Raw genomic sequence first — 21,568 nt, forward strand, 5'->3', positions numbered from 1 at the left:
TATTTTTATAATGTCACATCATAATGTACGGAGAAATTCTTAGGTTCTCAGGATGAAATCAATAAATTTTTCGCCAAATTCTGTGATTGTCATATATATAAAAGGGCTTCCTCCAATAGTATTACCCGCAAAATTATCTTTTAATAGACCTTTCGATAAGAGAATTTGTTTATAATATAGGAATGTATATTCATCAAGGTTATAGAACGTAGGCATCTTGATTGCATCAAGCTCCTTGATTTCGACTTTTAACTTCTTTATAGCCAGATCGGTATCCTGCCGCTGCCGGTTAACCGTATCAAAATCGTTGGCAACCCCTTTTTCCTTCAACGCCATTTCCCTGACGACTTTTCCATTCAGAACTGGTAGATCCTGTTCCAATTTATATAACCTGATATTTTTCTCACTAAATTCTCGTTTGAATATCTTATGATGCTTTAGAATTATTACAGTAACGTCGTTCAAGTCATTAGCCAGGTCCAGAAATATCTCTGCTTCATCAATTTCAACTTCTGCATTTTCCATAAAATTTAAAAGGATGTCCCTGAACCGAGAATGCTTTTCAGAGGATTTAGTTGCAGTAACACGTCTTAGAACTGATTCAAATAGATCGCCAAAATCTTCAGTTTTCAGATCAGCATTTGCTTCAATTTTATTATTGGTAAGATATTCCGAAAGCTGCGAAACAAAATTATTAAATCGCTCCTGCTTAATTCTACTGCGTAATTCTATATATTCATTGATAAATGTTCCACCGGGAGTAGCACTAAGGATTAATTTTAGAATACTCGCATTAACTTCTTTTGCAACTACTTTATCCTCTAATTTAAACATAGCTAAAAATATATGAGATTATTAAATATTTAAACTGTTTAATAAGAATATATTGCTGATGATATAATCGGTTTGTTCGTGGCATGGCATCCCCCAAACATTTAAATGATTGCTAGGTTTGTCGATTGCGCCTTTCCTGCCAGCGGGGTTTTCTAAACATTCATGATGTTGTTTCGAATAAAGAAATAAGATAAGCATATTCGTTGATCTAAAAATAGGACGATCAGTTCAGATAGGGTAAGAATTTTGTCATTTTGTGCTGTTTCAGGCGTGAAACCGCCCTATAATGGTCAAATCCTCCATGATAAAGTTCGAAATGTGTCCAGTTGCCCGACTGGGAAAAGCTAAACTCACTACTAGAGCGAGTTGGGCTTTTTTTTGTCATTTTTCTAAATTTTGCAATTAACTCATTGCTAATTAGTTTAGGTTCGAATCCAGTTGAGGTCTTTAACCTCAATTTCTATTTTTAATCCTATCGGGATCTTCGAACGGAAAGTTTTCTTCCATGTTTTTGTATATTTATTACATAAATCCATACTTATTATGGAGGGTTGACGCATTGAATCAATCTGTTTGTTAGCGGCTAGTCTTTGATGACAGTGCTAACATAAAGCAACTAATAAGAAACAAGTGACATTTCAAATAATAACTAATAATAGAAGACCGACACATTTAAGAGTTATCAACCGACTGCTGGACACTTCTGACGAGGTAATTATCTGTGTGGCATTTCTTAAAAGGTCAGGACTGGACTTAATCCTCGACCGACTTTCAGAGAACTGTACTTTTTATGTCGGAACTGACTATTATTTAACCGAACCTTTAGCGATTAAAAAACTACTTCGGAATGGAAGCAAAGTTTACTTGACTAAGAAAGTGAAGTCAACTTTTCATCCAAAAATTTATTATTTCAGACAAGGCAACAATATTTCAATTTTGGCGGGTTCTGCAAACATCACTGGTGGCGGTCTTGACACCAACTTTGAAGTTTCAGTTCTTATTCAAATTGAAAAAAATTCTTCGGTGGACAAGGAGTTTAAAGCAATGATTGAAACTTATTCCTCTAACTCTACTCAAATAACAGGTGATATTCAATTAAGCCAATATGAAAGAGAGTTTGATACTTACAGAAAGAAACATAGAAAAGCCGATAAGGAATTTAAGGACGAAATTGAAAACACTCACAAACTTGATTTATCACAACTCGATAGGTTTGTTAAGGAATATGTTGCTGACAGTGGGCTTGAGCGCTTTGCTGAAAGAATAGAATATTACAAGACGGCAAAGAGATTAATGAATAGCATCACAAAAAACAACATCACTTCGCCAAATGACTTTCTTTATTATTATGAAGACATTGCAAAATCATTTCACTCGTCTGGATTATTAAGAGGGAAAAAAACTTTAGCAAAGAAATACAAGACAATTATTTCGATCATAAGAATCATTCAGGAAAATAAATCAGCAGATCCAGTTTTAGTTTTTTCTAAAACACTCCCGCTTATGCATTCAGTAAAAGGATTTGGCGGAAATGCATTGACGGAAATAATGAATACTTACAACCCAAATAAGTATTCAATAGCAAACGGTAGGACACTAAAAAGTTTATCAAAGTTGGGATTTGCTGAGTATCCCACGGCAAATAATTTCAGCGTTGATACATACGAGGACTACAATACATTGATAACTGAAATTGCGATTGCGTGTAAGTTCAAAGACCTTGGACTAGTTGACCATTTTTTAAGCTGGTATTACGAAAACTATGCGAAGGAATAAAAATGGTGTAAGGTACCATATGAATTTACCATATACCTATAAGGCTGATAACATTCACCACGCTATAGTCAATACTACTGAGATAAAACGAGATATATTAAAGGTTGTCTTGATCCGACATCAATACGTATATGATTAATTCGTAAGCATATTGAAATATAAATTCTTACATTCAGGTAGCAATGATCCAGATCAGAAGATGCCTGTTTTTGGCCAATATTTTGTAAATTGAGTCTACTGTTATGATTAGGTGTGACTTTCAATTTGATATCCTAATACCTCATTGTAAATGACCCAAAAAAATAAAACAATGTCTAAATCTACAATTGGGTTTGTTTATGTGCTAACGAATAAATCAATGCCAGGCTTGGTAAAAATCGGCTATACTAGAGACCTCGTTGAAGACAGGGCAAAAGCCTTGTTTAAAACTGGAGTGCCTTCTCCATTTGAGGTTGAATTTAGGGTGATAAGTGCTTTTCCTCAATTTTTAGAGGCGTTAGTTCATGAAGACTTAGAATATTGTAGGGAAACCAATACGCGAGAGTTTTTTAGGATATCCCCTGAAGAGGCTATTGATTCAATTTTGTCAAGTCGTCAATTTATTGATGGAATAAGCACTCATGATTTAGCTCCCAAACTACTTATTAATAAAGGAGATCATGCTTTACTATCTCTGAAGGCAGGCCAGCTATTTGTGGTTATCTCTTTTCCTGATGGAAAGCAAGAGATCAGTGATGTATGGCAAGCACATACAAATGGAGACACACTTGAATTATTAGGAACAGATGCAAAGTATACAAGTTCATTTGCCAATAATGAGCCTTTTTCATTAGATGATCCATTGCCATTTTTTAACAGGACTGGCACCGCAGAAAATGACGGAATGATTGGAAAGGAGAGATTACTACCAGGTGACCGTTTGCTATGGATGGACGATTCTGATCCAGATAAATTCAAATTTGTTTTTTATGAGATGAATACTTATTGTCAAATCATCGCCCGTACACGACAACCTAAAATAGGTGATAACGGCATGCCGCTAGTTCTAAATGATTTGACGAGAGATTTTAATTCCATTCCTATAAAAAAATGTGTACTAGAAAAGTTGACACTTGGCTTACCGAAAGTTCTGGCAGAAAAACTAGTAAATGGTGAAATAGAAATGGAAAATGCTGCATTGGAGAGACCTATTGCAGAAGATTGGTTGCCTGCGTTATTAAAAAAAAGTAAAAAGAGAAGTTCAAGATAATCAGAATTGTGCAATTGTGATTTAAAGTGAGTTTTTTCTACTACTTAGTAGAACCCAACATCTGAATTACGCCAAAATAGCTCACCCCGGATGTTTGTTGCACCATAATATTCGATGTTGCAAACTCTTGTTATGTTATGAAACTAAGAGAAATGTCATGTGATTTAATGCTAAGGCATCCGAATAAATCGGCAAGCAACTAGATAAGGCAGTAGTTAAATAATAATAACCTATTACTTAATCCAATAGTAATAGAGGCTTTATTTCATAGCTAATAATTTTTGTGCTGATTTCTGATGAAAACTATCAATTCTGATTAAGTCTGCCACAAAAAAGTTCGAAATGTGTCCAGTTGCCCCGACAATTTTTATCTTGTTTTCCGAAACCCGCTCCCAGAGCGGGTTTTTTAGTTCGAAATTATTTTGACGGATATTATAATTAAGCCATTCTATTGCTAATTAATGATTGTATGGTTCAAGTCCTGTCAAGTCGCATGCTAAATTACTGTCCTTTCCAGCATCTTACTTCTAAGCCATAACTTTTTTGTCATTCCGTAGAGTCACCTAATCTTGCCGGATTGCATTGAAATAATGTATCAAGCAATATTTTCGTGACGGGAATACCAGTTCCACATCCAATATCCAATACTACGGAACCTCTATTAAAGGTTGGGGCCCAGGCCCGGATAGTTGACGAACCTATTCCATTTACTGCCCGCCCTCGCCCTTTAATATATATTTCTGTAATGCCTTCGTAGCCATTTGATTCATCAATCATAGACCAGGTTTAAACTAAAAATACTTATGTCTATTTAATTTTTCGAAAATTTATCTTTAATACTTCGTAAAAAGCCGCTTTCCCAAAAGCCGATTTCGTTGGCGATTTTATGGAACACCTGGAAGTGTTCATTTGCTTTTAGCGTTTTATTTATAAAGTGAGCAGCCACATAATCAATGGCATCTTTAGAAAGCATACCACCAAAGGCCAATATTGAGTTTCGTCCATCGGTTCCCTGGAGTTTGCCTGCTTTCGGGTAATTAGATAATTCTTTTAATTACTTTAACGACATTGATATTACCACTTTCTCAGATGGACTTTTCCATCAACTTCTCCAGCAGGCATAAATTCTAAGCCAATATACCGTCACTATGACCTCTTTTTTGCAGACTTTTAAAAAAAGAACTAAAAAATGTAACTTTTGATGATTTCAAATTGTCTCCCTTATAGATATGAACCCAACGCTGTATGATAAGTTCCTGAGTAGTCAATCCAAACTGTACAGGTTTGCCTATTCGCTTACTAAAAATGTGAGCGATGCCAGGGATATTCATCAGGATACTTTAATTAAAATATGGGAAATGCGGGAACAATGGGGAACATGGGAAAACTTTGAAGCTTACGGGATGCGGATCACCCGGAACACTTTTTTGAATTTTCAAAAGGCCCGGCAGCGGCGGCGCTACGCAGAGCTGGATAACCTCTCAGAGAAACCACAGCCTAACGAGGTTGAAACACATATGGTAATTGATGATCTCAGGTACCAGTTCTTTCGCATGATTCAACGGCTGCCACAGCTTCAACAAGATATCCTGTATTTAAGGGAAGTGGAGGAATTTGAATATAGGGAGATCGCAAAGATTCTGGAAATTTCAGAATCACAAGTGAAAGTCTATCTCTTCAGAGGCAGGCAATTTATCAAAACAAATTTCCAGAAATGATGGAAGCAGCGGAATTGAAACGATTATTAGAGAAGTATTACGCGGCAGAAACCAGCCTGGAAGAAGAACGTGCCTTAAAGGATTATCTGGAGCAGCATTCTGCCGGACAAGACGCAGCGCAATCCTTTTTCCAGGCCGCCAGTTCATTTAAACAGTTGGATATTCCCGTACAGCAGTTTACTGCACCTGAGGCACGCGGCCGTATCCGAAAATTACCGGTTTGGGGAAGAACCCTGCGTCGGGTAGCTGCCGTAGCCATTCTGGTCTTAGGGACTGTTGCTATCAGGCAAAGTTATATGCACTATGAAAGAAATAAAGCGGAAGCCCTGCTGCAGCAAAATGTGGAGTCAGACCTGATGAAAATTTCAGATCTTTTGAATCAGGCTGATGCAAACCTGAATAGTTCAGTTGAACAAACGGTAATTTCCGGCTTAAACCATTAATTATGAAAGCTCACTATATTATCCTGTTTATTTTATCACTCTCCTTTAACCTGGCCTTTGGTCAGGGAAATAATAGTGGTAAAGCAGAAGATAGCTTTGTTGATGCGTATTTTACGAGCTATGCTAAAATGCCAGGCTACAACGCCCAGACGATGGGAGAAGCGATGATAAAAAGGCTGTCGGGTAAAGGATCCTGGAAGCACCCTTCCATTGCCAGGATCATGAAACAGGTTAAGACATATAAAAATTTAAGCCTCCCGGTAAGTCTTCAATTCACCAACACTATGATTGAACAATTGGACCAGGATGTTAGGAAAGACGGGCGCTATGATCAATATTACCGTAAAGTAACCGGTGAATCAATAGTTATCATTTATACACGCGGCAAACCAACTATTAAAGAAATTGCTGTTGTCTCTGTGGCCTGGGGGCACTTGACAGTCAGTAGTTTCATCGGAGATCAGATCGACCTGGAAAGCGTCCGTGCCCTGTCAGAAAACCGCTGATCAATGTTGATAGCATACAGCAAGTGCTGCTACAGCCCCAATCAAGACCTGAATCAATATCATTCATTTCAATCTAACATTATGAAAAATTATCCAAAAATCGCCTTAAGTCTCCTGGTCCTGGGATTATTCAATTTGCCGTCCTCGATGGCTGCTGTTCCTGAAGATACGACTCAACAAGTCAGCCAGGAGCGCAAATTAGGTCATTTCGATACGATTGTTACTGATGCAGCAATAGATATCGTAATTAACCATAGCAACGAGTCAGTAGTGAAAGTGGTAGTATCGGAAACCCGGATCTTTCCCTTTGTGCATACAACGGTAAATGATGGTAAACTGACTATTAGCCTGGAGAAAAATGATAGTTACAATTGGGGAAATTCAGGTGTTCATACCGGTATGCAAGCTGGAGAAAACTCTAACAAGATCACTATTCAGATCAGCACGCCTGCAATAAAGTTCCTGCAACTCAGCGGATCGGCTAAAGCCTTATTATCCGGAACATGGAACCAACAGGAACTTGAGCTAAATCTGAGTGGAGCGTCAGCCATAGAAGGACAAGTGAAACTCCATTTACTGGAAGGAAAAATTGATGCGTCTTCTACCCTCAGCATGAAGGGCCAGGCTGATCAGGCTAAACTTCAGATGACAGGTTCCTCAGTTTTTAAAGGAGAGCAACTGCATAGCCAGGATTTTTTCATTTCGATGGCTGGCAGCAGTATCGCCACTGTCCAGGCATCGGGAGCCATTACCGGAAGTGCAGATGGTAATAGTGTACTTAACTACAAAGGACCGCTGGATAGGAAAAACTTCCCCGTGTCATCTAATGCAGTGGTTAAGCAGATTCGGTAATATTATTTTGTATATACAGTTCTTTCTTTTCAGGCTCCAGAACAAAAAGTTGAACAAACCGGTTTCCTTACCCTGGAAGTATTGATAATTACATGGTTGAGAATACATCACGTCGGCCAGTCATCCCGACACATGAATTGAACCTTGCAATTTCGTAGCAATACGGGATTTCAAGGTTTTTTCTTGTTCTTCTCTTTCCTCCCCCATTGGAGTAACCAGCCCCTTACATGGCCTTGTAAATACCTTTTGGGTCAGAAATCTAAAGCAAAAAAGGGCAAAATCAGTATCGAAAATAATGCTGGTCGTATCAGGTTGCGTTGGAGATATAACGGGAAAAGATACCCGTTAAATCTTCCTCACGACTTTACCCCTGAAAACATGCATCACGCTACACTAAAGGTTGCGGAGATAAAACTGGATATATTAAAAGGGTGCTTCGATACGACTTTGGAAAAGTACAAAGAAGAAATTCCGAAACATGCATTGAAGTGGTTAAACTTTTTTAGTGGAGATTTTGTCTCCGAACGTAACAGATTTTTCATAAAAGCTGACAGAATTGCATAAATCTGCCACAAAAAAGTTCGAAATGTGTCCAGTTGCCCCGACTAAAAACGCCAAACTCGTTCTAAGAGCGATTTTGGCGTTTTTTTATTCACTTGCTAATTTTTGCAATTGGCTCATTGCCAATTACTTTGGGTTCGAATCTGGTTGAGCATTTTAAGCCTCAGTTTTTGTCTTAATCCTATTGGGGATATTCGAATGGAAATTTTCAGCCAATGTTTGTGTATATCAAAAACACAAGATCAATGAGATAGTTATAGTAGCCTCCCTCACAGTATTTTGAGTACTGAATTTCAGAAACATTAAATACAATGCATCTACAGCCAGATCATTTAAATAAAATTCAACTGTAACTGAGTTCGAGTTAAATCACAAGGCTTTGCATGCTATTATGGACTTTTTAGGACAGTAACTTTGGACCTTTCAGGAAAGCCACTTTACGATTTCATACTGACCTTTGTACAATAAAATTTGCAGCAATGGAAACAACAAAAGCGTATGTAATCACAGGACCAACATCAGGAATAGGCTATGCCACTGCATTGGAACTAGCTAAATATGGTACGGTAATTCTTGTAGGCAGGAACCGCGATAAGCTCGATCAAGTACAAAAAACCATTGAGGAACGTGGACAAAAGGCGTTAAGTGTAGTGTGCGACATATCAGACATTAAAAAAGTAAGAAGCGCAGCAGAACAAATAGTTGCTCTAAAGCTTCCTATAACTGGAATGCTCAACAACGCAGGCATCATGTCATCAAAAGCTGCCAAAAATGTACAAGGCTGGGACATGACCTTTGCCACCAATCATCTCGGTGCTTTCGCATTTACCGAAGCATTATCGCCTCACCTGCCTGATGGGGCAAATGTGGTGTTTATAGCTTCTGCTATTGAAGACCCTGAACGCAAGCCGGCAAAAATCATGGGCATGCGCGGAGGCCGTTACATTTCCATTGAGGCAAGTACTCGTGGTGAATGGAAAGAGGGTGGATCAAAAATGGCAGGCATAGATGCTTATGCCACATCAAAGCAATGCATACTCGCCGCTACAATGGCTCTTGCACGTGAAAGTAAGAGATTGCATTTTAATGCCGTAGAGCCAGGAATAACCCGTGGCACCAGTCTGGGGGGTGAAAGCACAAATTCAGTTGTGCGCTTTATATTTGGCCATCTTATGGCCATTATACCACCTTTCTCCCATTACAGTAGCACACCTGAGAAGTCAGCAAGAGTTATTGCAAGGGTACTGATGGATGAAACGGGCCAGACAGGTATTTATTTTGACGAAAAAGGTAACCCAATGCAAGGTTCAGAGTTGTCGCGTGATCCCAAATTTCAGGATCGTGTTGTTGCAGAAACGAGAGGACTATTGCAGAAAGTATAGTAATTTGAATCATTATGATGAAAGTAACAAATGTGAATCCAGCATATGTCATTGATGAAATTTCATCTCAGCATTTTATTGATGAGCATTATTTCATCTACGTGGTAAAAGGAATAGTGGTGCTTTATGATGGGAGTAAATACCTGGAACTGAGGTCCGGGCAAAGTTGTATTGCCCGCAAAAACAGGTTGGGGCGCTACTATAAGATGAGAGAAGACGGCGAACTGGAGAAGGTAATTCTTACCCTCGATGAGTCCTTCCTTAGAAGGTTTTATAACAAGTATAAAACAACGATAGCAAAATTCGATTCTACTGAAACATGCATTCCTGTGAACAATAGCGAATTACTGGATAGTTATATTGGATCGCTGCATCAAATATATAGCCGTGGGAAGATAAGCGAACCCTTTTCGGAGATAAAACGTGAAGAATTAATATTGATTCTACTACAGAATCAACCGGAACTTGCAGGTTTGCTTTTTGATTTTGGCATCCCAGCCAAAATCAACCTGGAAGAATTTATGGTTCGTAATTATACGTTTAATGTCAACATAGAACGTTTTGCATTTCTTACCGGCAGAAGTATATCTGCGTTCAAACGGGATTTCAGGCACATATTCAATGAAACACCAGGCCGATGGCTGGTACTGAAGCGTCTACAAGAAGCGTACTTCCTCATTGAACAAAAAGGTATGAAACCATCAGATATTTATATAGATCTTGGCTTTGAAACCTTGTCGCATTTTTCATTTTCGTTCAAAAAGCAATTCGGAATGACTCCAACAAATCTATCTGATAAAAGACAAAGATCAGCATGAAATAAAAGTTTGCAGTTCGAAACTTGTCCAGACTGCCTCATTCTGAGTTATGCAGAGTCATGTCAGCTTATGTAGGGTTATGCAGGTTGATGTTTAGTGATGTAATTATATGTTGAATTGTGCTGAGGTCTTGAATAAAAGAGTTCGAAATGTGTCCAGCCGCCCCGACCAACTATATCAAAGCGTGAAGTTCAAAACATTGAATTTCATGCTTTTTTATTTAAAAAAGGGTGCATTTTTCCGCAGGAACTCACTTGTATTTTCACAACCTTTTCGGCGAAAATCATCTACAGCAGGCCACTTTCATCGGGATTTGATTTACAAGTAAAGCTCCTTTCCAGATTGTTTAGCCACCAGACGATGTAATAAAAAAGCTGCCTTATACAGACAGCTTCATTCATTTTTTTGTCGCCCGGTTCTTAAGAGTTAAGATTAAGCATCTTGAATGTTTCCTTCATAATCGTCTTCATATTCTCCGATACTTCACACAGGGTACAGCCCAGGGTTTGTATCACGGTGGCAATGCCTTCCTCCTGAGCTACAAGATCCATCCGCAGCATAGCAGTACCGGTAAGAGCTGGCGTTCCCTGCAACCGGGCGAACATTTCGCAGGCGGTTTCTTTATCAGTACCAATAAAGAACCTGCCTGTTTCAATATAACCTTCCGGCACACGCATATTCATGATGATTTCATAGCTGGCTGAGGTCATATGAATATTTTTACGCTACCTGGATAGTACGTGGTCCTTTTTGTTTTGCTTCTTCTTTTTTCGGAATAGTAAGATGCAGCAAGCCATTCTCGTAGCGGGCGTTTATTTTGTCTTCGTCCACCACATCTTTTGCCAGCTCAAAACTGCGCTGGAAAGACTGGTAGCTGAACTCCCGCCTTGTATAATTCTGTTCTTTCTTTTCCTCCTGCTGCTGTTTTGCAGAAGAAATGGTGAGCAGGTTACCATCCAGTGTAATGTTGAAGTCTCCTTTTTCCATACCGGGAGCGGCTACTTCCACTTCAAAAGCGTCCGTGGTTTCCTTAATATTCACGGCCGGTACAGTGGTACTGGTAGATGAGAAGTTATTGTTTCCCCAGTTGAAAAGTTCGCGGCCAAAAAAGTCGTCGAACAGCGAAGGGAATGCAGGAAATGTGTTCCCGTTTCTTTTGATCAGTGACATAATTAACCTCCTTTTAAATATGTGAACAATAAATTGTTTTTAAATATCGGTTGGCCAACCTTTCGCCTTTGTTTCCGCAACCAGAATGCCAAGGCGGTCCGGGACTGATCTTTTTTCAGTAATCCTGTCATTTTTTCCCGGGAGCGAAATTTTTGTCAGTAGGGAAGTGTATAGCAATGTTGTGAGCCTGTCTTCGTAAAACCCTTCAAGAGGAATTTTTCAGATGATAGCCACTACATCTAATAGTCTTACCAACGTCATCGAATTTAACGAGGCCAGCACACCATAGCACTTTGACCTGAAGCCATTGTTATCGGACATCACACGATTATATGCCATGATGGGCTATAAAAAGAAAATAATCATCAGCCTGTTAAACGATCATGTCATCATCATTTTTTTTCGAGAATACAGTTGGTTGAACAGTCGCCCTGACAGATAGCATTTCAAGTAATGAAATTCCAAAATTCATTTTGATTTTACCAGCTTATTTTAACACAAAACGTGCAGGAACTACCTGGTGAACCAGATGCTTTTCGGCGCAAATCCGCACCTGATTGGATGCCCAGTCGATCTGTCATCCCATTTCTGCTTTTCATACTGGCTTCTGACCCTGGAATCTCTTAGGCGATGCCTGCCCGTGCATAATGAGAAATGCACCTGCTCCCATTATACTGAAATTAAAAAGGCAAATTATACTTTCCGAACAAGGCTTTATTCTCAATGCTCTTTGCAAAGTTGGGTGTTTCTTCACGATTATGCGCGTCTGAGGCTTCCTGTCTGGCTTTAGCTGCCTGGGCAAGACTAATTCCATGCTCGCTGATGAACTTTTGGAATTCCGGGGTAGCAGTTGCATGAATACTGTTTGTATATCGGGTAGTCTTTTCATCTATACGCTCAGCCTTTAGCTCCCACAGGACCTGTACTTTGGATCGGCCACTGGCTGTGAGTGTGTCCGAAATGGACAACATACGACAATAGTCCGGACGATGGACTGTTGCTACGTAATGTTGAATAACCAGGGCATCGCCAATGGTTTCAACATTGATAGACATGGGCTCTCCATCATAGGTAGTTGTATTGCCCGCTGCGATATGGTGTGCGGAGCAGCGCTGGTATTCGGCGTCCGGCAGGTTAAGGAGCCAGTCAGCAATATTTACCTTTTCAAAGGGCGCATTGATAATTGCGCTTACAGTTGATGCAGACAAAGCATTTTCATTCGTTTGTTTGATTTCCATGATTTTTTGTTTTTGTTGAAACAAAGCTTGCAAATATTTCTAAATCGTAAAAACTCATTTTTTCGATTTAATACATCGATATTTTCGATTTATAAAATATAGATTTGCAGTAAAAATGATAATGAAATGGAATTACGACAATTGAAATATTTTATCCACGCTGCTGAACAACTCAACTTTACCAACGCTGCCGCTGAACTATACATCACCCAAAGCACGCTTTCGCAACAGATCAAGCAATTGGAAGATGACCTTTGCGTTCCCCTGTTCGACAGACTGGGTAAACGTGTCAGGCTTACGGACGCTGGTAATCAGTTCCTCTCACACGCCCGCAAGACGCTCAGGGAGGCTGATGAAGGGAGGCAGGTTTTACAAGATCTTATTGGCTTGAAGACCGGCAATCTCACTGTTGGGGCGACATATGGTCTCACAGCGGTATTGGTGGAGGCCATCGCGGCATTCAATGATCGTTACCCAGGCATTAGTATTCAAATAATTTTCGGCTCAACTGAATATTTGCTTGAATGTGTTTATAAGGCCAAAATTGACTGCATGCTCTCCTTCATGCCTGTGCAACCCAGCGACAGCTTAGACATAAAACCATTGTTTACTGCTACGCTTTCCCTGGTTGTTCACCGATCGAACGAAATGACTAAGCGTAGAAAAGTGGCTTTGCAACAATTAACCAGGCTACAATTGGCGCTACCGGCGAAGAGTTATAGCGTACGAAATTATCTTGACGAGGCTCTTGCAAATGAGGGTATAAAGTTGCCAGGTGCGATTGAGGTTAATGATATTAATGCGTTGCTGCAACTGGCGGATACCGGGAGGTGGTGCACTGTGCTAATGAGTAGCTCCCTATTTAATTTTCCATCATTAAAGGCAATACCACTTGAAGGAACAGGCATGCAAAGGCAGGCGACCATAACTCTGCCGTTGGGCGTTTACCAGAAAAAATCGTTAGTCGCTTTTCGCGAAATTATTTCAAAAAAACAGGGAAATAAAAGGGGGCCAGGTGATTGATTGAAGAGTGTCTTAACCGGGGGCGAGGGGTTATCTGTCTTTATGCCATTGTCCTTTAATATTTATATGCGCTTTTCGTTAGCCGGATTTAATTTTACACATTTCTTATAAAAACAGATCATGAGTAGTATAGTCTATAATGATACAAATTGGCAACAATATGATACAAATTGATGAAGGGATTAAATAAAGTCTCATTAACTTTTGAGAAGTTTAATCACATTAACCTTCTAAAAGTTATCTTATGACCCAAAAGACGCTACTTGTGACTGCAGCCATCATTCTTAGCTGCAGTTTTACTATGAAAGCAACTTCCGCGTTCAAACAGACTGGCTCCACACCTGGCCTGCATACGCCAGCTTTTGCCTGGAATTTCATCTATGCCTTCGGCAATGGTCCTGTACCTGGCTTAAGCTGGTCAGGAAACTATTTGTACGTTTCTTCCGGAAATTACGTGGTATATTCCGCGAACGGATACGGATTCCTTTCACCATCGACCCCGGTTTATTGTAATGCTGCAGACAATGCAAACACCTATGTAGAGGTTGCTGTAAGCGGCAGTGGCAGCCCTTCGTATTATGATTTCCAGGAGTACTAATTAAAAAAGAACAGCGCTTTGAAAAAGGTGCTGTTCTTTTTATTCCGGTAATTTTATCAGCGAAAGTGCCTTCTTTCCGTATCCATATACGCCAGTGCGGCAGATCTTTTATTTTCAGGATCCATTAATTGAATTTGTAGACGCTCAGGAAAATAATGATCAGAATAATACAAAGCTGCACAATATGGAATGTTCGTAATTTGTCCTTTAAATTCAGCACCCGAACGATCAAGTCATGTGCATTCGAGTCAATCGCTTTTCTGAGTTTTATACCAAGGCGTGCGCCGTAGAAAATATTGTTGCCGATCAAAAGAAGGACAAAGACAATTTTGATCCTGAACCACAATTGTTGCGCCATCAATCCATGAGTAAAGATGATCATGCCTGCACCTGTGACTACGAGCAGTCCCGCGCCAATTCCAATCAATTTTCGAAATTTGGCAGTAGCCGTCAGTATCCCTATTGCCCGTTCATTTTGACGGCCAAATAGTCGCCAGAATGTCTGGTAGTTAATAAAATCGATCAGCGTAGTGCCCACCATCAGGATAAGCGCCATTAAATGCACCATAAGTAAAAAGTGAAATATTGACATCTTCCGGATTTTTACGATGAATGATAATTATTTAAGGTTGGAGGTCCAGTACCGCTTTACCACTGAAAAGGTCGGCAGGCACCGAAACGTGCTCGTGCGAAATCAGCCATACGCCGTCAATTTTACGGAAGCCAAAAGTCAGGCGTTCCCAACGATCGACCTTCTGTCCGTTCGGCATTGTTGTCTGTAGCCGGAGGAGCTGGCGGCTGAATGCCACGTCAGCGCCCGTGACAATGCTCAGGTCGCGTGTCTCAAAATCGATAGGGTGCTGAAAAAAAGCGAATACTTGTTCCCAAACATTTCTATACGTATCCGTTCCCACCTGCTGCAGTGGGGGCACAATGTCGAACGCTACGAAATCCGGAGCGTAAAGAGACATCATCAGATCCAAGTCCTTAGTACGAAATGCCTTAACAAAATTGTCGATTTGTTGCCGAACCTGGGCTTCATCATTTGTTTTGTTTTTCCCGGTTGTCATTATTGCCTCCTTTTTTGATTTGTTTACAATTTGCGGTGCCTGAGCGTAGTTTACACCCGGAAGTGTAATACCGCAGAGGATCATCAATCCAGAAATTGCTTTCCTTATGTTCATGGTTAAAAATTTGTTTCATTATAATAATGACCGGGAAAGCAAAAATTGGACAGCGGCAGGGGATTTTTTTTATAAGCCGTCTTAAATCCATTAAAAATAAGTTCGAAATTTACGCCAGGCGAGTCTCTACTAATCTTCCCTTCCTGAATACGGTTGATCTCCTTTTTCTTCGCGATATAAATGGTCGCCCTTTTCGCTTTTAAACTACAGAATCTCTTCAGAATTATCTCAGATATTGCCCGTTATTATAGCATATATAAAATAAAGTCGCCATTTACCTTACTATCTTCAGTACACCAGCTGTTAAAGAAATCATAACAATTAATGCCATTCGCATTGTTTGAGCAAATTACTACAAAGGAATAAACGGAAATGAAGAGGAACAAATTTTTGGCTGAACCTGGTATAAATTCAGCAGCGGTGATCTTATCAACATATTTGGGATGTTCAAAGAATTCGGGAAGAAGAATTGCTCCATCCAACTTCCCATCAAATGCAGACTTTACACCTGACCTGACTTCGTTCACTAACGCTTCTCTGCTCATTAACGCTTCTGTTGCTACAGGACCAGCCAACCTTTCCCTCGTTGCATATAAAACGCAGTTCACGGGATCATACTTACGGATTTACGCTTAAATAATTGTAACAATAATATGAAATTATTAATCTCCTTGTTTTTGGTTTTCATGGGTTCAGGTTTGACCTGGTCAGGTAATTTCCAGGAAACACAAAGGGCCGCCCTTACGTCACATAAGTTGATCCTGATTAATTTTTCGGGATCTGATTGGTGTGGACCATGTATCCGTCTCAGACAAGAAATTCTGGAGTCGAAAACTTTTGAAGACTATGCTGCCTCACATCTTTTACTCGTGCGGGCAGACTTTCCCCGCCAGAAGAAAAATCAGCTGAGTAAAGCACAGGTGCAACTGAACGAAGCCCTCGCAGATAAATATAACCCGGAAGGAAAGTTTCCCTATACATTGCTGGTAGATGAAAATGGCAAGGTGCTAAAGGTTTGGGATGGATTTCCCGGAGGAACACCGGAAAGATTCGTTGGAGAAATAAATGTCATAGCGCGTGATTCACACTAATCGTTCAACAACCGGGCAACAACTGTATAAACGGGTCACAAAGCTCATGGGGAACCGCTTTGAGTTCAGTGTGGTCAGTGAAGATGAAACCGGGGCGGAAGAACATATCCAGGCAGCCATTTCTGAAGTTGACCGTATTGAAAAACTGCTGACTACCTTCAGTAAGGATAGCCAGACCAGCGAAATAAACCGTCAGGCGGGAGTGCAACCTGTAAAAGTTGATAAGGAAGTATTTGATCTTATAAACCGGTCATTAAAAATATCCTCCCTCACTCAGGGCGCATTTGATATTACTTACGGAGGTATTGATAAAAGCCTCTGGAATTTCGACATAAATATGAAGACATTACCCGATCCGCTCCTTGCAAAAGAGGCGGTCAGGTTAATTAACTACAGGAATGTTATCCTCGATGCAAATACCAGTACTGTTTTTCTGAAAGAAGCTGGTATGAGGATAGGCTTTGGGGGAATTGGTAAGGGGTATGCGGCAGACCGTGCAAAAATGATCCTTCAGACCAGGGGCGTTAAAAGCGGTATTGTCAATGCTGCCGGCGACCTGATTACCTGGGGAACGCAACCCGGTGGTAAACCCTGGACTATTGCCATCGCTGACCCCGATCATTCGAGGACACCTTTCTCTACGCTTAACATCAGTAACGTGGCCATCGCCACTTCCGGCAATTATGAGAAGTATGCTATCATAGATGGCCGGAAGTATTCGCATACGATTGATCCCGCCACAGGCTTCCCTGTATCAGGAATAAAAAGCGTCAGTATCATCTGCCCCAGTGCAGAACTTGCGGATGCAATGGCTACCCCTGTAATGGTAATGGGGGTAAAGGTGGGCCTTGATCTCATTAATCAGATGCAACAAATTGCCTGCATAATCATAGATGAACACAACCGTGTTTTTTGTTCCAATAATATAAACATAAAAAAGTGATATGAAGAGAAGTGTTTGCTTAATGCTGCTTGTTGCCTTTTTCTCTTTGGTTCATAGCTCCTGTACCACTGTGAAGGCTTATCAAAAAAACAAGTTAAATGATGCAGAAATGGATCTGTCGGCACGAAAGTCACAGAAATTCGAGCAAAGCTTTCAGCTATACAGGGAAGGCGGTTCTGGCGCCAATGGTGGAAAAAGCGGTGGTGGATGCGGTTGTAACTAAACTTAAAAAGCAGTAAATGAGACGATTAAATCTGAGTGTGCTGGCGTTATACCTGGGTATACTGACCTCACATGCGCAGGCACAGGAAAAACAAACAACGGACACCTCTAACTATCAATCGCGGAAACTCCATTTGGACGAAGTAAATATAGTGTCCGCCTATTACACACAGGATGGAAATAACTCCGCAGTAACGGGTGGCATCGGCACAGAGAAACTCACGGATTTCGCCAATACCTTCGATGTACAGCTTTCAAAGTTTAACAAAAAAGGACATAAACATACCTTCCTGTTCGAATTGGGGATTGATCATTATACTTCTGCGTCGTCTGACAAAATAGATCCCCAGAGTATTTCTTCTGCATCCAGTTCTGATACACGGATCTATCCGTCCTTAAACTGGACCAATACAAATATAAAAACCGGCAATGCTTTTGGAATAACAGCCTCCTATTCCCATGAATTCGATTATCAATCGTTTGGTGGAGGTATAAACCTGACAAGCGTTTCCAAAGATAAAAACCGGCAGTTTGATTTCAAGCTACAGGCCTTCCTGGATAGATGGAAGGTGATATTACCAATTGAGTTGCGGCCACCCGGTTATGGTTCCGGATCAGAGGGTGATCAACGCGCCCTGGACTATAGGCCCAGGAATTCTTTCAGTGCTTCTTTTGGTTTATCACAGGTGATCAATTCACGACTGCAGGCTATGCTCATTGTTGAACCGTCCTATCAGCATGGTTTGTTGGCAACCAGGTATCAGCGTAATTATTTTACCGACGGATCGGAACGGATAGAAAATCTTCCGGACAATCGCTATAAATTGCCGGTAGGTATCAGGCTTAATTATTTTCTTGCCGACCGCTTTATTATACGCACCTTCTATCGTTACTATATGGATAGCTGGGGTATCAGGGCACATACTGCTGAAATTGAGGTACCTGTCAAACTGACTTCTTTTGTATCTTTAACTCCATTTTATCGATACAACAAGCAACAAGGTACCCGTTATTTTGCCCCCTTCGGCCAGCATAATCCTGCAGACACCTATTATACCAGCGATTATGACCTGTCAACACTTCATAGCAGTTTCGCAGGAGGGAATATACGGTTATCGCCCCCCAAAGGCGTCTTAGGTTGGCAGCATTTTAACTCGTTAGAGTTGAGGTATGGACATTATATGCGTTCCACGGGTTTAAATAGTGATATTGTAACCTTAGCATTAAAATTTAAGTAGTTATCTGACTTAAAAAACATAAAATTGTATATTCAAGATTGATTTTATATGAAAAATAAGAAAATCATCCTATGGATAGTATTGCTGATAGCTGTTTTGATACAATTTTTTCGTCCGGCAAGAAATATATCTTCTTCAGCACAGCCCTATGATATAACAACTGCCTACAATACTTCTGCAGAAGTAAAGAATATATTAAGCCGGGCCTGTAATGACTGTCATAGTAACAATACCGTTTATCCCTGGTATGCAGAAATACAACCGGTAGCCTGGTGGATGAACAAACATGTGAAAGATGGAAAACATGATCTTAATTTTAACGAATTCACAAACAATCCAATTTCCCGGCAGTATAAAAAACTGGGAGAAAGCGCCGAGATGGTAAATGAAGGGGAAATGCCGTTGTCGTCTTATACCATCATTCACGCGAATGCCAGATTAACCGCACCTGAAAAGAAACTTCTTATCGACTGGTGTGAAGGAATACGCAGTAAGATGAAGGAAAAATATCCAGCGGATAGCTTTGTTGTTAAGAAGAGAAAAGCATAAGTCAAAGAAATAAATAAAGCCTGCCAGATTGAAACCTTTTTTGTTAGTAAAAAGGAAAAAAGTATGTTAATCTGGATTCCTTTCTAAAAAAGATCATTTAGTATCTATTGTACACCGAATCGCCCGGAATGGGCGTGGGAGAAAAATTCCCCAATTACCAACCTGGCTACAGCATTTACCAATGCGGCTATTCACGACTGAGCAAAATACAACAGCTTTGTGGTTCAATAAATATCAGCATCATGAGTAATCTGATCGAAGGTAAAGTAGTCGCTATTTCCGGAGCAGGCAGTGGCATTGGAAAAGCAATCGCCATTAATTTGTCGAAGCTGGGCGCCAGGGTTGTTCTCGGAGGTCGCCGGAAGGAATTACTGGAAGCCGTAGCCAAAGAAATTAATCAAACAGGAGGTGAAGCGATAGCGGTAATGATGGATGTAAGACATCAGGCTGATGCCGGGCAATTGATAGCAGCCGCTGTGACAAAGTATGGCCGGCTGGATGTGCTTGTGAATAATGCAGGCGTGGCTCAGCTAAGCCGTATAGATGAACTGGATATAGCAGGTTGGGAGGATATGATTGACATCAACCTGAAAGGAGTACTATATTGCATGGCCGCGGCGATACCTGTTTTCAGGCAGCAGCAATCCGGGCATATTGTTAACATCATTTCCACTTCAGGAATAAAGATTGTACCCACGCAAGGTGTATATGCCGCAACAAAGAATGCTGTACGAACCCTTACAGAAGCCTTCCGCCAGGAATCCGACGGCACTATCCGGATCACAGGCATTTCGCCGGGTGTTGTAAAAACTGATTTCTCCCACAACATGAAAAATCCACAGATGCGGGAAGCCATTGCTTCTTCTATGGAACAGCTGGCCATTAGTCCGGATGCGATTGCCGGGGCCGTGGCGTATGCTATTAGCCAGCCTGCAGATGTTGAAGTGGGCGACATTGTTATTCGTCCTGCCCGCCAGAATTAGTATCTTCGTTTATACAACAGAAGTATATGAATCTATCAACGCCAGATATCTGTATAATCAGCAGCATCTCAGAACTGATGCGTGATCTGGGGCAGCCGGAGCCCTTGCATCCGCTGATTGGCCTGATCGATTATAACCAGGTACAACCAGGCAATATGGAGAAGGGAAAGAAGATCTGCCTTGATCTGTATAAAATCTCCTTTAAAACGGCTTTCAGCGGACAAGTGAAATATGGCCAGGGATATTATGATTTTGAAGAAGGAGGTCTGGCGTTTATAAAACCCCGGCAAATTGTTTTTTCGCCGGATGATACATTAAGCTATGAAGGATATGCCCTGTTTTTTCATCCTGACTTTATCAGAGGCTATCCGCTCAATAATTTCATCGACAATTATGGTTTCTTTTCCTATTCCACCTCGGAAGCGCTATTCCTGTCGCACAAGGAAAAAAGCATAATCAGTAATTTATTTGCAACCATCGCTGCGGAATTAGAAAATAACATCGATGCCTTCAGTCAGTCTATCCTCGTTTCGCAAATAGAGCAACTGCTGAATTACAGCAACCGGTTTTATAACCGTCAGTTTATTACCCGCAAAAGCATTAACAACGAAATAGTAACTTCCCTGGATAATTTACTGGGCCAGTATTTCAGCGAAAATAAAGGACTGAAAAACGGGCTTCCTTCCGTGCAGTATGTTTGCGGGCGGTTGCAGTTATCCATGCGTTACCTCAGCGACCTGCTAGGCTCGATTGCCGGGATGACCACACAACAGTACATTCAGCACAAGGTGATCGAACACTCAAAAGACCTGTTAACCACTACCTCACTATCTGTAGCAGAGATAGCTTACCAGTTAGGATTTGAACATCCACAATCCTTCAACAAGCTTTTTAAATCCAAAACAAGCCATTCACCTCTTGAATACAGGCAATCATTCAATTGAGTGCCCGTTTTTGCATGCAACCCTGATGCTACCCCGGTTCTTCCATCCCGCCGGCAGTGAATATCTAAAATTAGTGTCAAAATAACGCTTATAACAAAAGCTACTCCCCTTCTTATTCAGATTATTGTCGATATGACATTTAACATACGTGTATATTAATACACGTAACGGTTTTTGGGATAATATACGTTTACAATCGGTTAATTATTCTGAATCCATATTTACGGCTTACACCTACTTTTATTC

General features: G+C 40.6%; 25 protein-coding genes. 18 read left to right on the forward strand and 7 right to left on the reverse strand.

What is annotated here, in order from left to right; all coding sequences use genetic code 11:
• Positions 1-39 precede the first annotated feature (39 nt).
• Complete coding sequence (locus B5Z18_RS04825) at positions 40-834, reverse strand: hypothetical protein (protein WP_079468254.1); 795 nt, start codon at positions 832-834, stop codon at positions 40-42.
• 723 nt (positions 835-1,557) lie between these two features.
• On the opposite strand from B5Z18_RS04825, the gene B5Z18_RS04830 reads away from it, so the two are divergent.
• From B5Z18_RS04830 to B5Z18_RS04870, 9 genes are all read left to right on the forward strand, one after another.
• Positions 1,558-2,610, forward strand: a complete 1,053-nt coding sequence (locus B5Z18_RS04830; RefSeq protein ID WP_394333859.1) for a phospholipase D-like domain-containing protein — start codon at positions 1,558-1,560, stop codon at positions 2,608-2,610.
• Between the two features lie 310 nt (positions 2,611-2,920).
• On the forward strand, positions 2,921-3,859 hold the full coding sequence (locus B5Z18_RS04835) for a GIY-YIG nuclease family protein (RefSeq protein ID WP_159454187.1): 939 nt from the start codon (positions 2,921-2,923) through the stop codon (positions 3,857-3,859).
• 1,229 nt (positions 3,860-5,088) lie between these two features.
• On the forward strand, positions 5,089-5,577 hold the full coding sequence (locus tag B5Z18_RS04840; protein WP_079468257.1) for an RNA polymerase sigma factor: 489 nt from the start codon (positions 5,089-5,091) through the stop codon (positions 5,575-5,577).
• Positions 5,574-6,020, forward strand: coding sequence for a hypothetical protein (locus B5Z18_RS04845; RefSeq protein ID WP_079468258.1), 447 nt, complete (start codon positions 5,574-5,576; stop codon positions 6,018-6,020). Before B5Z18_RS04840 ends, B5Z18_RS04845 begins: the two co-directional genes overlap by 4 nt.
• Before the next feature lie 2 nt (positions 6,021-6,022).
• Positions 6,023-6,526, forward strand: a complete 504-nt coding sequence (locus B5Z18_RS04850) for a DUF4252 domain-containing protein (protein ID WP_079468259.1) — start codon at positions 6,023-6,025, stop codon at positions 6,524-6,526.
• Between the two features lie 81 nt (positions 6,527-6,607).
• Positions 6,608-7,378: a GIN domain-containing protein gene (locus tag B5Z18_RS04855; protein WP_159454188.1), complete on the forward strand. Its 771-nt coding sequence runs from the start codon at positions 6,608-6,610 to the stop codon at positions 7,376-7,378.
• A gap of 246 nt (positions 7,379-7,624) precedes the next feature.
• Positions 7,625-7,942: an Arm DNA-binding domain-containing protein gene (locus tag B5Z18_RS04860; protein ID WP_159454189.1), complete on the forward strand. Its 318-nt coding sequence runs from the start codon at positions 7,625-7,627 to the stop codon at positions 7,940-7,942.
• Positions 7,943-8,418: 476 nt separating this feature from the next.
• Positions 8,419-9,321: an SDR family NAD(P)-dependent oxidoreductase gene (locus tag B5Z18_RS04865; RefSeq protein WP_079468262.1), complete on the forward strand. Its 903-nt coding sequence runs from the start codon at positions 8,419-8,421 to the stop codon at positions 9,319-9,321.
• A gap of 14 nt (positions 9,322-9,335) precedes the next feature.
• Positions 9,336-10,139, forward strand: a complete 804-nt coding sequence (locus B5Z18_RS04870) for a helix-turn-helix domain-containing protein (protein WP_235015874.1) — start codon at positions 9,336-9,338, stop codon at positions 10,137-10,139.
• 419 nt (positions 10,140-10,558) lie between these two features.
• Here the strand turns inward: B5Z18_RS04870 and B5Z18_RS04875 are convergent, their stop codons facing one another.
• From B5Z18_RS04875 to B5Z18_RS04885, 3 genes are all read right to left on the reverse strand, one after another.
• A complete protein-coding gene (locus B5Z18_RS04875) occupies positions 10,559-10,849 on the reverse strand; it encodes a hypothetical protein (protein WP_079468263.1) in 291 nt (96 codons plus the stop codon).
• Positions 10,850-10,859: 10 nt separating this feature from the next.
• Positions 10,860-11,309: an Hsp20/alpha crystallin family protein gene (locus B5Z18_RS04880; RefSeq protein ID WP_079468264.1), complete on the reverse strand. Its 450-nt coding sequence runs from the start codon at positions 11,307-11,309 to the stop codon at positions 10,860-10,862.
• Between the two features lie 680 nt (positions 11,310-11,989).
• Entirely contained in the window at positions 11,990-12,547 is a 558-nt protein-coding gene (locus B5Z18_RS04885; protein ID WP_079468265.1) for a hypothetical protein, read from the reverse strand.
• A 126-nt stretch (positions 12,548-12,673) separates the two neighbouring features.
• On the opposite strand from B5Z18_RS04885, the gene B5Z18_RS04890 reads away from it, so the two are divergent.
• On the forward strand, positions 12,674-13,570 hold the full coding sequence (locus tag B5Z18_RS04890; protein ID WP_079468266.1) for a LysR substrate-binding domain-containing protein: 897 nt from the start codon (positions 12,674-12,676) through the stop codon (positions 13,568-13,570).
• A gap of 301 nt (positions 13,571-13,871) precedes the next feature.
• Positions 13,872-14,168: a hypothetical protein gene (locus B5Z18_RS04895; RefSeq protein ID WP_143313491.1), complete on the forward strand. Its 297-nt coding sequence runs from the start codon at positions 13,872-13,874 to the stop codon at positions 14,166-14,168.
• Positions 14,169-14,292: 124 nt separating this feature from the next.
• Here the strand turns inward: B5Z18_RS04895 and B5Z18_RS04900 are convergent, their stop codons facing one another.
• From B5Z18_RS04900 to B5Z18_RS04910, 3 genes are all read right to left on the reverse strand, one after another.
• Positions 14,293-14,760 (reverse strand): hypothetical protein, encoded by a 468-nt coding sequence (locus B5Z18_RS04900; RefSeq protein ID WP_079468268.1) that lies wholly within the window; start codon positions 14,758-14,760, stop codon positions 14,293-14,295.
• A 31-nt stretch (positions 14,761-14,791) separates the two neighbouring features.
• The gene (locus tag B5Z18_RS04905; RefSeq protein ID WP_200817198.1) at positions 14,792-15,352 is read right to left on the reverse strand and encodes a YybH family protein; all 561 of its coding nucleotides are present in this window, start codon (positions 15,350-15,352) and stop codon (positions 14,792-14,794) included.
• 245 nt (positions 15,353-15,597) lie between these two features.
• Positions 15,598-15,960: a hypothetical protein gene (locus B5Z18_RS04910; RefSeq protein ID WP_159454190.1), complete on the reverse strand. Its 363-nt coding sequence runs from the start codon at positions 15,958-15,960 to the stop codon at positions 15,598-15,600.
• 45 nt (positions 15,961-16,005) lie between these two features.
• On the opposite strand from B5Z18_RS04910, the gene B5Z18_RS04915 reads away from it, so the two are divergent.
• From B5Z18_RS04915 to B5Z18_RS04945, 7 genes are all read left to right on the forward strand, one after another.
• Positions 16,006-16,443 (forward strand): thioredoxin family protein, encoded by a 438-nt coding sequence (locus B5Z18_RS04915; RefSeq protein WP_079468270.1) that lies wholly within the window; start codon positions 16,006-16,008, stop codon positions 16,441-16,443.
• A complete protein-coding gene (locus B5Z18_RS04920; protein WP_235015875.1) occupies positions 16,430-17,386 on the forward strand; it encodes an FAD:protein FMN transferase in 957 nt (318 codons plus the stop codon). Before B5Z18_RS04915 ends, B5Z18_RS04920 begins: the two co-directional genes overlap by 14 nt.
• A 1-nt stretch (position 17,387) precedes the next feature.
• Positions 17,388-17,609 (forward strand): DUF4266 domain-containing protein, encoded by a 222-nt coding sequence (locus B5Z18_RS04925; protein WP_079468272.1) that lies wholly within the window; start codon positions 17,388-17,390, stop codon positions 17,607-17,609.
• A gap of 16 nt (positions 17,610-17,625) precedes the next feature.
• Positions 17,626-18,846, forward strand: a complete 1,221-nt coding sequence (locus tag B5Z18_RS04930; RefSeq protein ID WP_079468273.1) for a DUF3570 domain-containing protein — start codon at positions 17,626-17,628, stop codon at positions 18,844-18,846.
• Between the two features lie 48 nt (positions 18,847-18,894).
• Positions 18,895-19,395, forward strand: coding sequence for a heme-binding domain-containing protein (locus B5Z18_RS04935; protein ID WP_079468274.1), 501 nt, complete (start codon positions 18,895-18,897; stop codon positions 19,393-19,395).
• A gap of 242 nt (positions 19,396-19,637) precedes the next feature.
• A complete protein-coding gene (locus B5Z18_RS04940; RefSeq protein ID WP_079469974.1) occupies positions 19,638-20,378 on the forward strand; it encodes an SDR family oxidoreductase in 741 nt (246 codons plus the stop codon).
• Positions 20,379-20,404: 26 nt separating this feature from the next.
• Entirely contained in the window at positions 20,405-21,322 is a 918-nt protein-coding gene (locus tag B5Z18_RS04945) for a helix-turn-helix domain-containing protein (RefSeq protein ID WP_079468275.1), read from the forward strand.
• Positions 21,323-21,568: the final 246 nt, after the last annotated feature.

Source organism: Chitinophaga ginsengisegetis, from assembly GCF_900168065.1.
GTDB lineage: Bacteria > Bacteroidota > Bacteroidia > Chitinophagales > Chitinophagaceae > Chitinophaga > Chitinophaga ginsengisegetis.

Excerpts from the sequence above, each read along its gene's own strand:
- B5Z18_RS04890 (WP_079468266.1), top strand. The coding sequence starts at position 12,674 with ATGGAATTACGACAATTGAAATATTTTATCCACGCTGCTGAACAACTC.
- B5Z18_RS04945 (WP_079468275.1), top strand. The coding sequence starts at position 20,405 with ATGAATCTATCAACGCCAGATATCTGTATAATCAGCAGCATCTCAGAA.
- B5Z18_RS04900 (WP_079468268.1), bottom strand. The coding sequence starts at position 14,760 with ATGTCAATATTTCACTTTTTACTTATGGTGCATTTAATGGCGCTTATC.
- B5Z18_RS04850 (WP_079468259.1), top strand. The coding sequence starts at position 6,023 with ATGAAAGCTCACTATATTATCCTGTTTATTTTATCACTCTCCTTTAAC.
- B5Z18_RS04835 (WP_159454187.1), top strand. The coding sequence starts at position 2,921 with ATGTCTAAATCTACAATTGGGTTTGTTTATGTGCTAACGAATAAATCA.
- B5Z18_RS04875 (WP_079468263.1), bottom strand. The coding sequence starts at position 10,849 with ATGACCTCAGCCAGCTATGAAATCATCATGAATATGCGTGTGCCGGAA.
- B5Z18_RS04915 (WP_079468270.1), top strand. The coding sequence starts at position 16,006 with ATGAAATTATTAATCTCCTTGTTTTTGGTTTTCATGGGTTCAGGTTTG.
- B5Z18_RS04865 (WP_079468262.1), top strand. The coding sequence starts at position 8,419 with ATGGAAACAACAAAAGCGTATGTAATCACAGGACCAACATCAGGAATA.
- B5Z18_RS04840 (WP_079468257.1), top strand. The coding sequence starts at position 5,089 with ATGAACCCAACGCTGTATGATAAGTTCCTGAGTAGTCAATCCAAACTG.
- B5Z18_RS04930 (WP_079468273.1), top strand. The coding sequence starts at position 17,626 with ATGAGACGATTAAATCTGAGTGTGCTGGCGTTATACCTGGGTATACTG.
- B5Z18_RS04880 (WP_079468264.1), bottom strand. The coding sequence starts at position 11,309 with ATGTCACTGATCAAAAGAAACGGGAACACATTTCCTGCATTCCCTTCG.
- B5Z18_RS04845 (WP_079468258.1), top strand. The coding sequence starts at position 5,574 with ATGATGGAAGCAGCGGAATTGAAACGATTATTAGAGAAGTATTACGCG.
- B5Z18_RS04940 (WP_079469974.1), top strand. The coding sequence starts at position 19,638 with ATGAGTAATCTGATCGAAGGTAAAGTAGTCGCTATTTCCGGAGCAGGC.
- B5Z18_RS04935 (WP_079468274.1), top strand. The coding sequence starts at position 18,895 with ATGAAAAATAAGAAAATCATCCTATGGATAGTATTGCTGATAGCTGTT.
- B5Z18_RS04925 (WP_079468272.1), top strand. The coding sequence starts at position 17,388 with ATGAAGAGAAGTGTTTGCTTAATGCTGCTTGTTGCCTTTTTCTCTTTG.
- B5Z18_RS04885 (WP_079468265.1), bottom strand. The coding sequence starts at position 12,547 with ATGGAAATCAAACAAACGAATGAAAATGCTTTGTCTGCATCAACTGTA.
- B5Z18_RS04825 (WP_079468254.1), bottom strand. The coding sequence starts at position 834 with ATGTTTAAATTAGAGGATAAAGTAGTTGCAAAAGAAGTTAATGCGAGT.
- B5Z18_RS04895 (WP_143313491.1), top strand. The coding sequence starts at position 13,872 with ATGAAAGCAACTTCCGCGTTCAAACAGACTGGCTCCACACCTGGCCTG.
- B5Z18_RS04905 (WP_200817198.1), bottom strand. The coding sequence starts at position 15,352 with ATGAACATAAGGAAAGCAATTTCTGGATTGATGATCCTCTGCGGTATT.
- B5Z18_RS04870 (WP_235015874.1), top strand. The coding sequence starts at position 9,336 with ATGATGAAAGTAACAAATGTGAATCCAGCATATGTCATTGATGAAATT.
- B5Z18_RS04855 (WP_159454188.1), top strand. The coding sequence starts at position 6,608 with ATGAAAAATTATCCAAAAATCGCCTTAAGTCTCCTGGTCCTGGGATTA.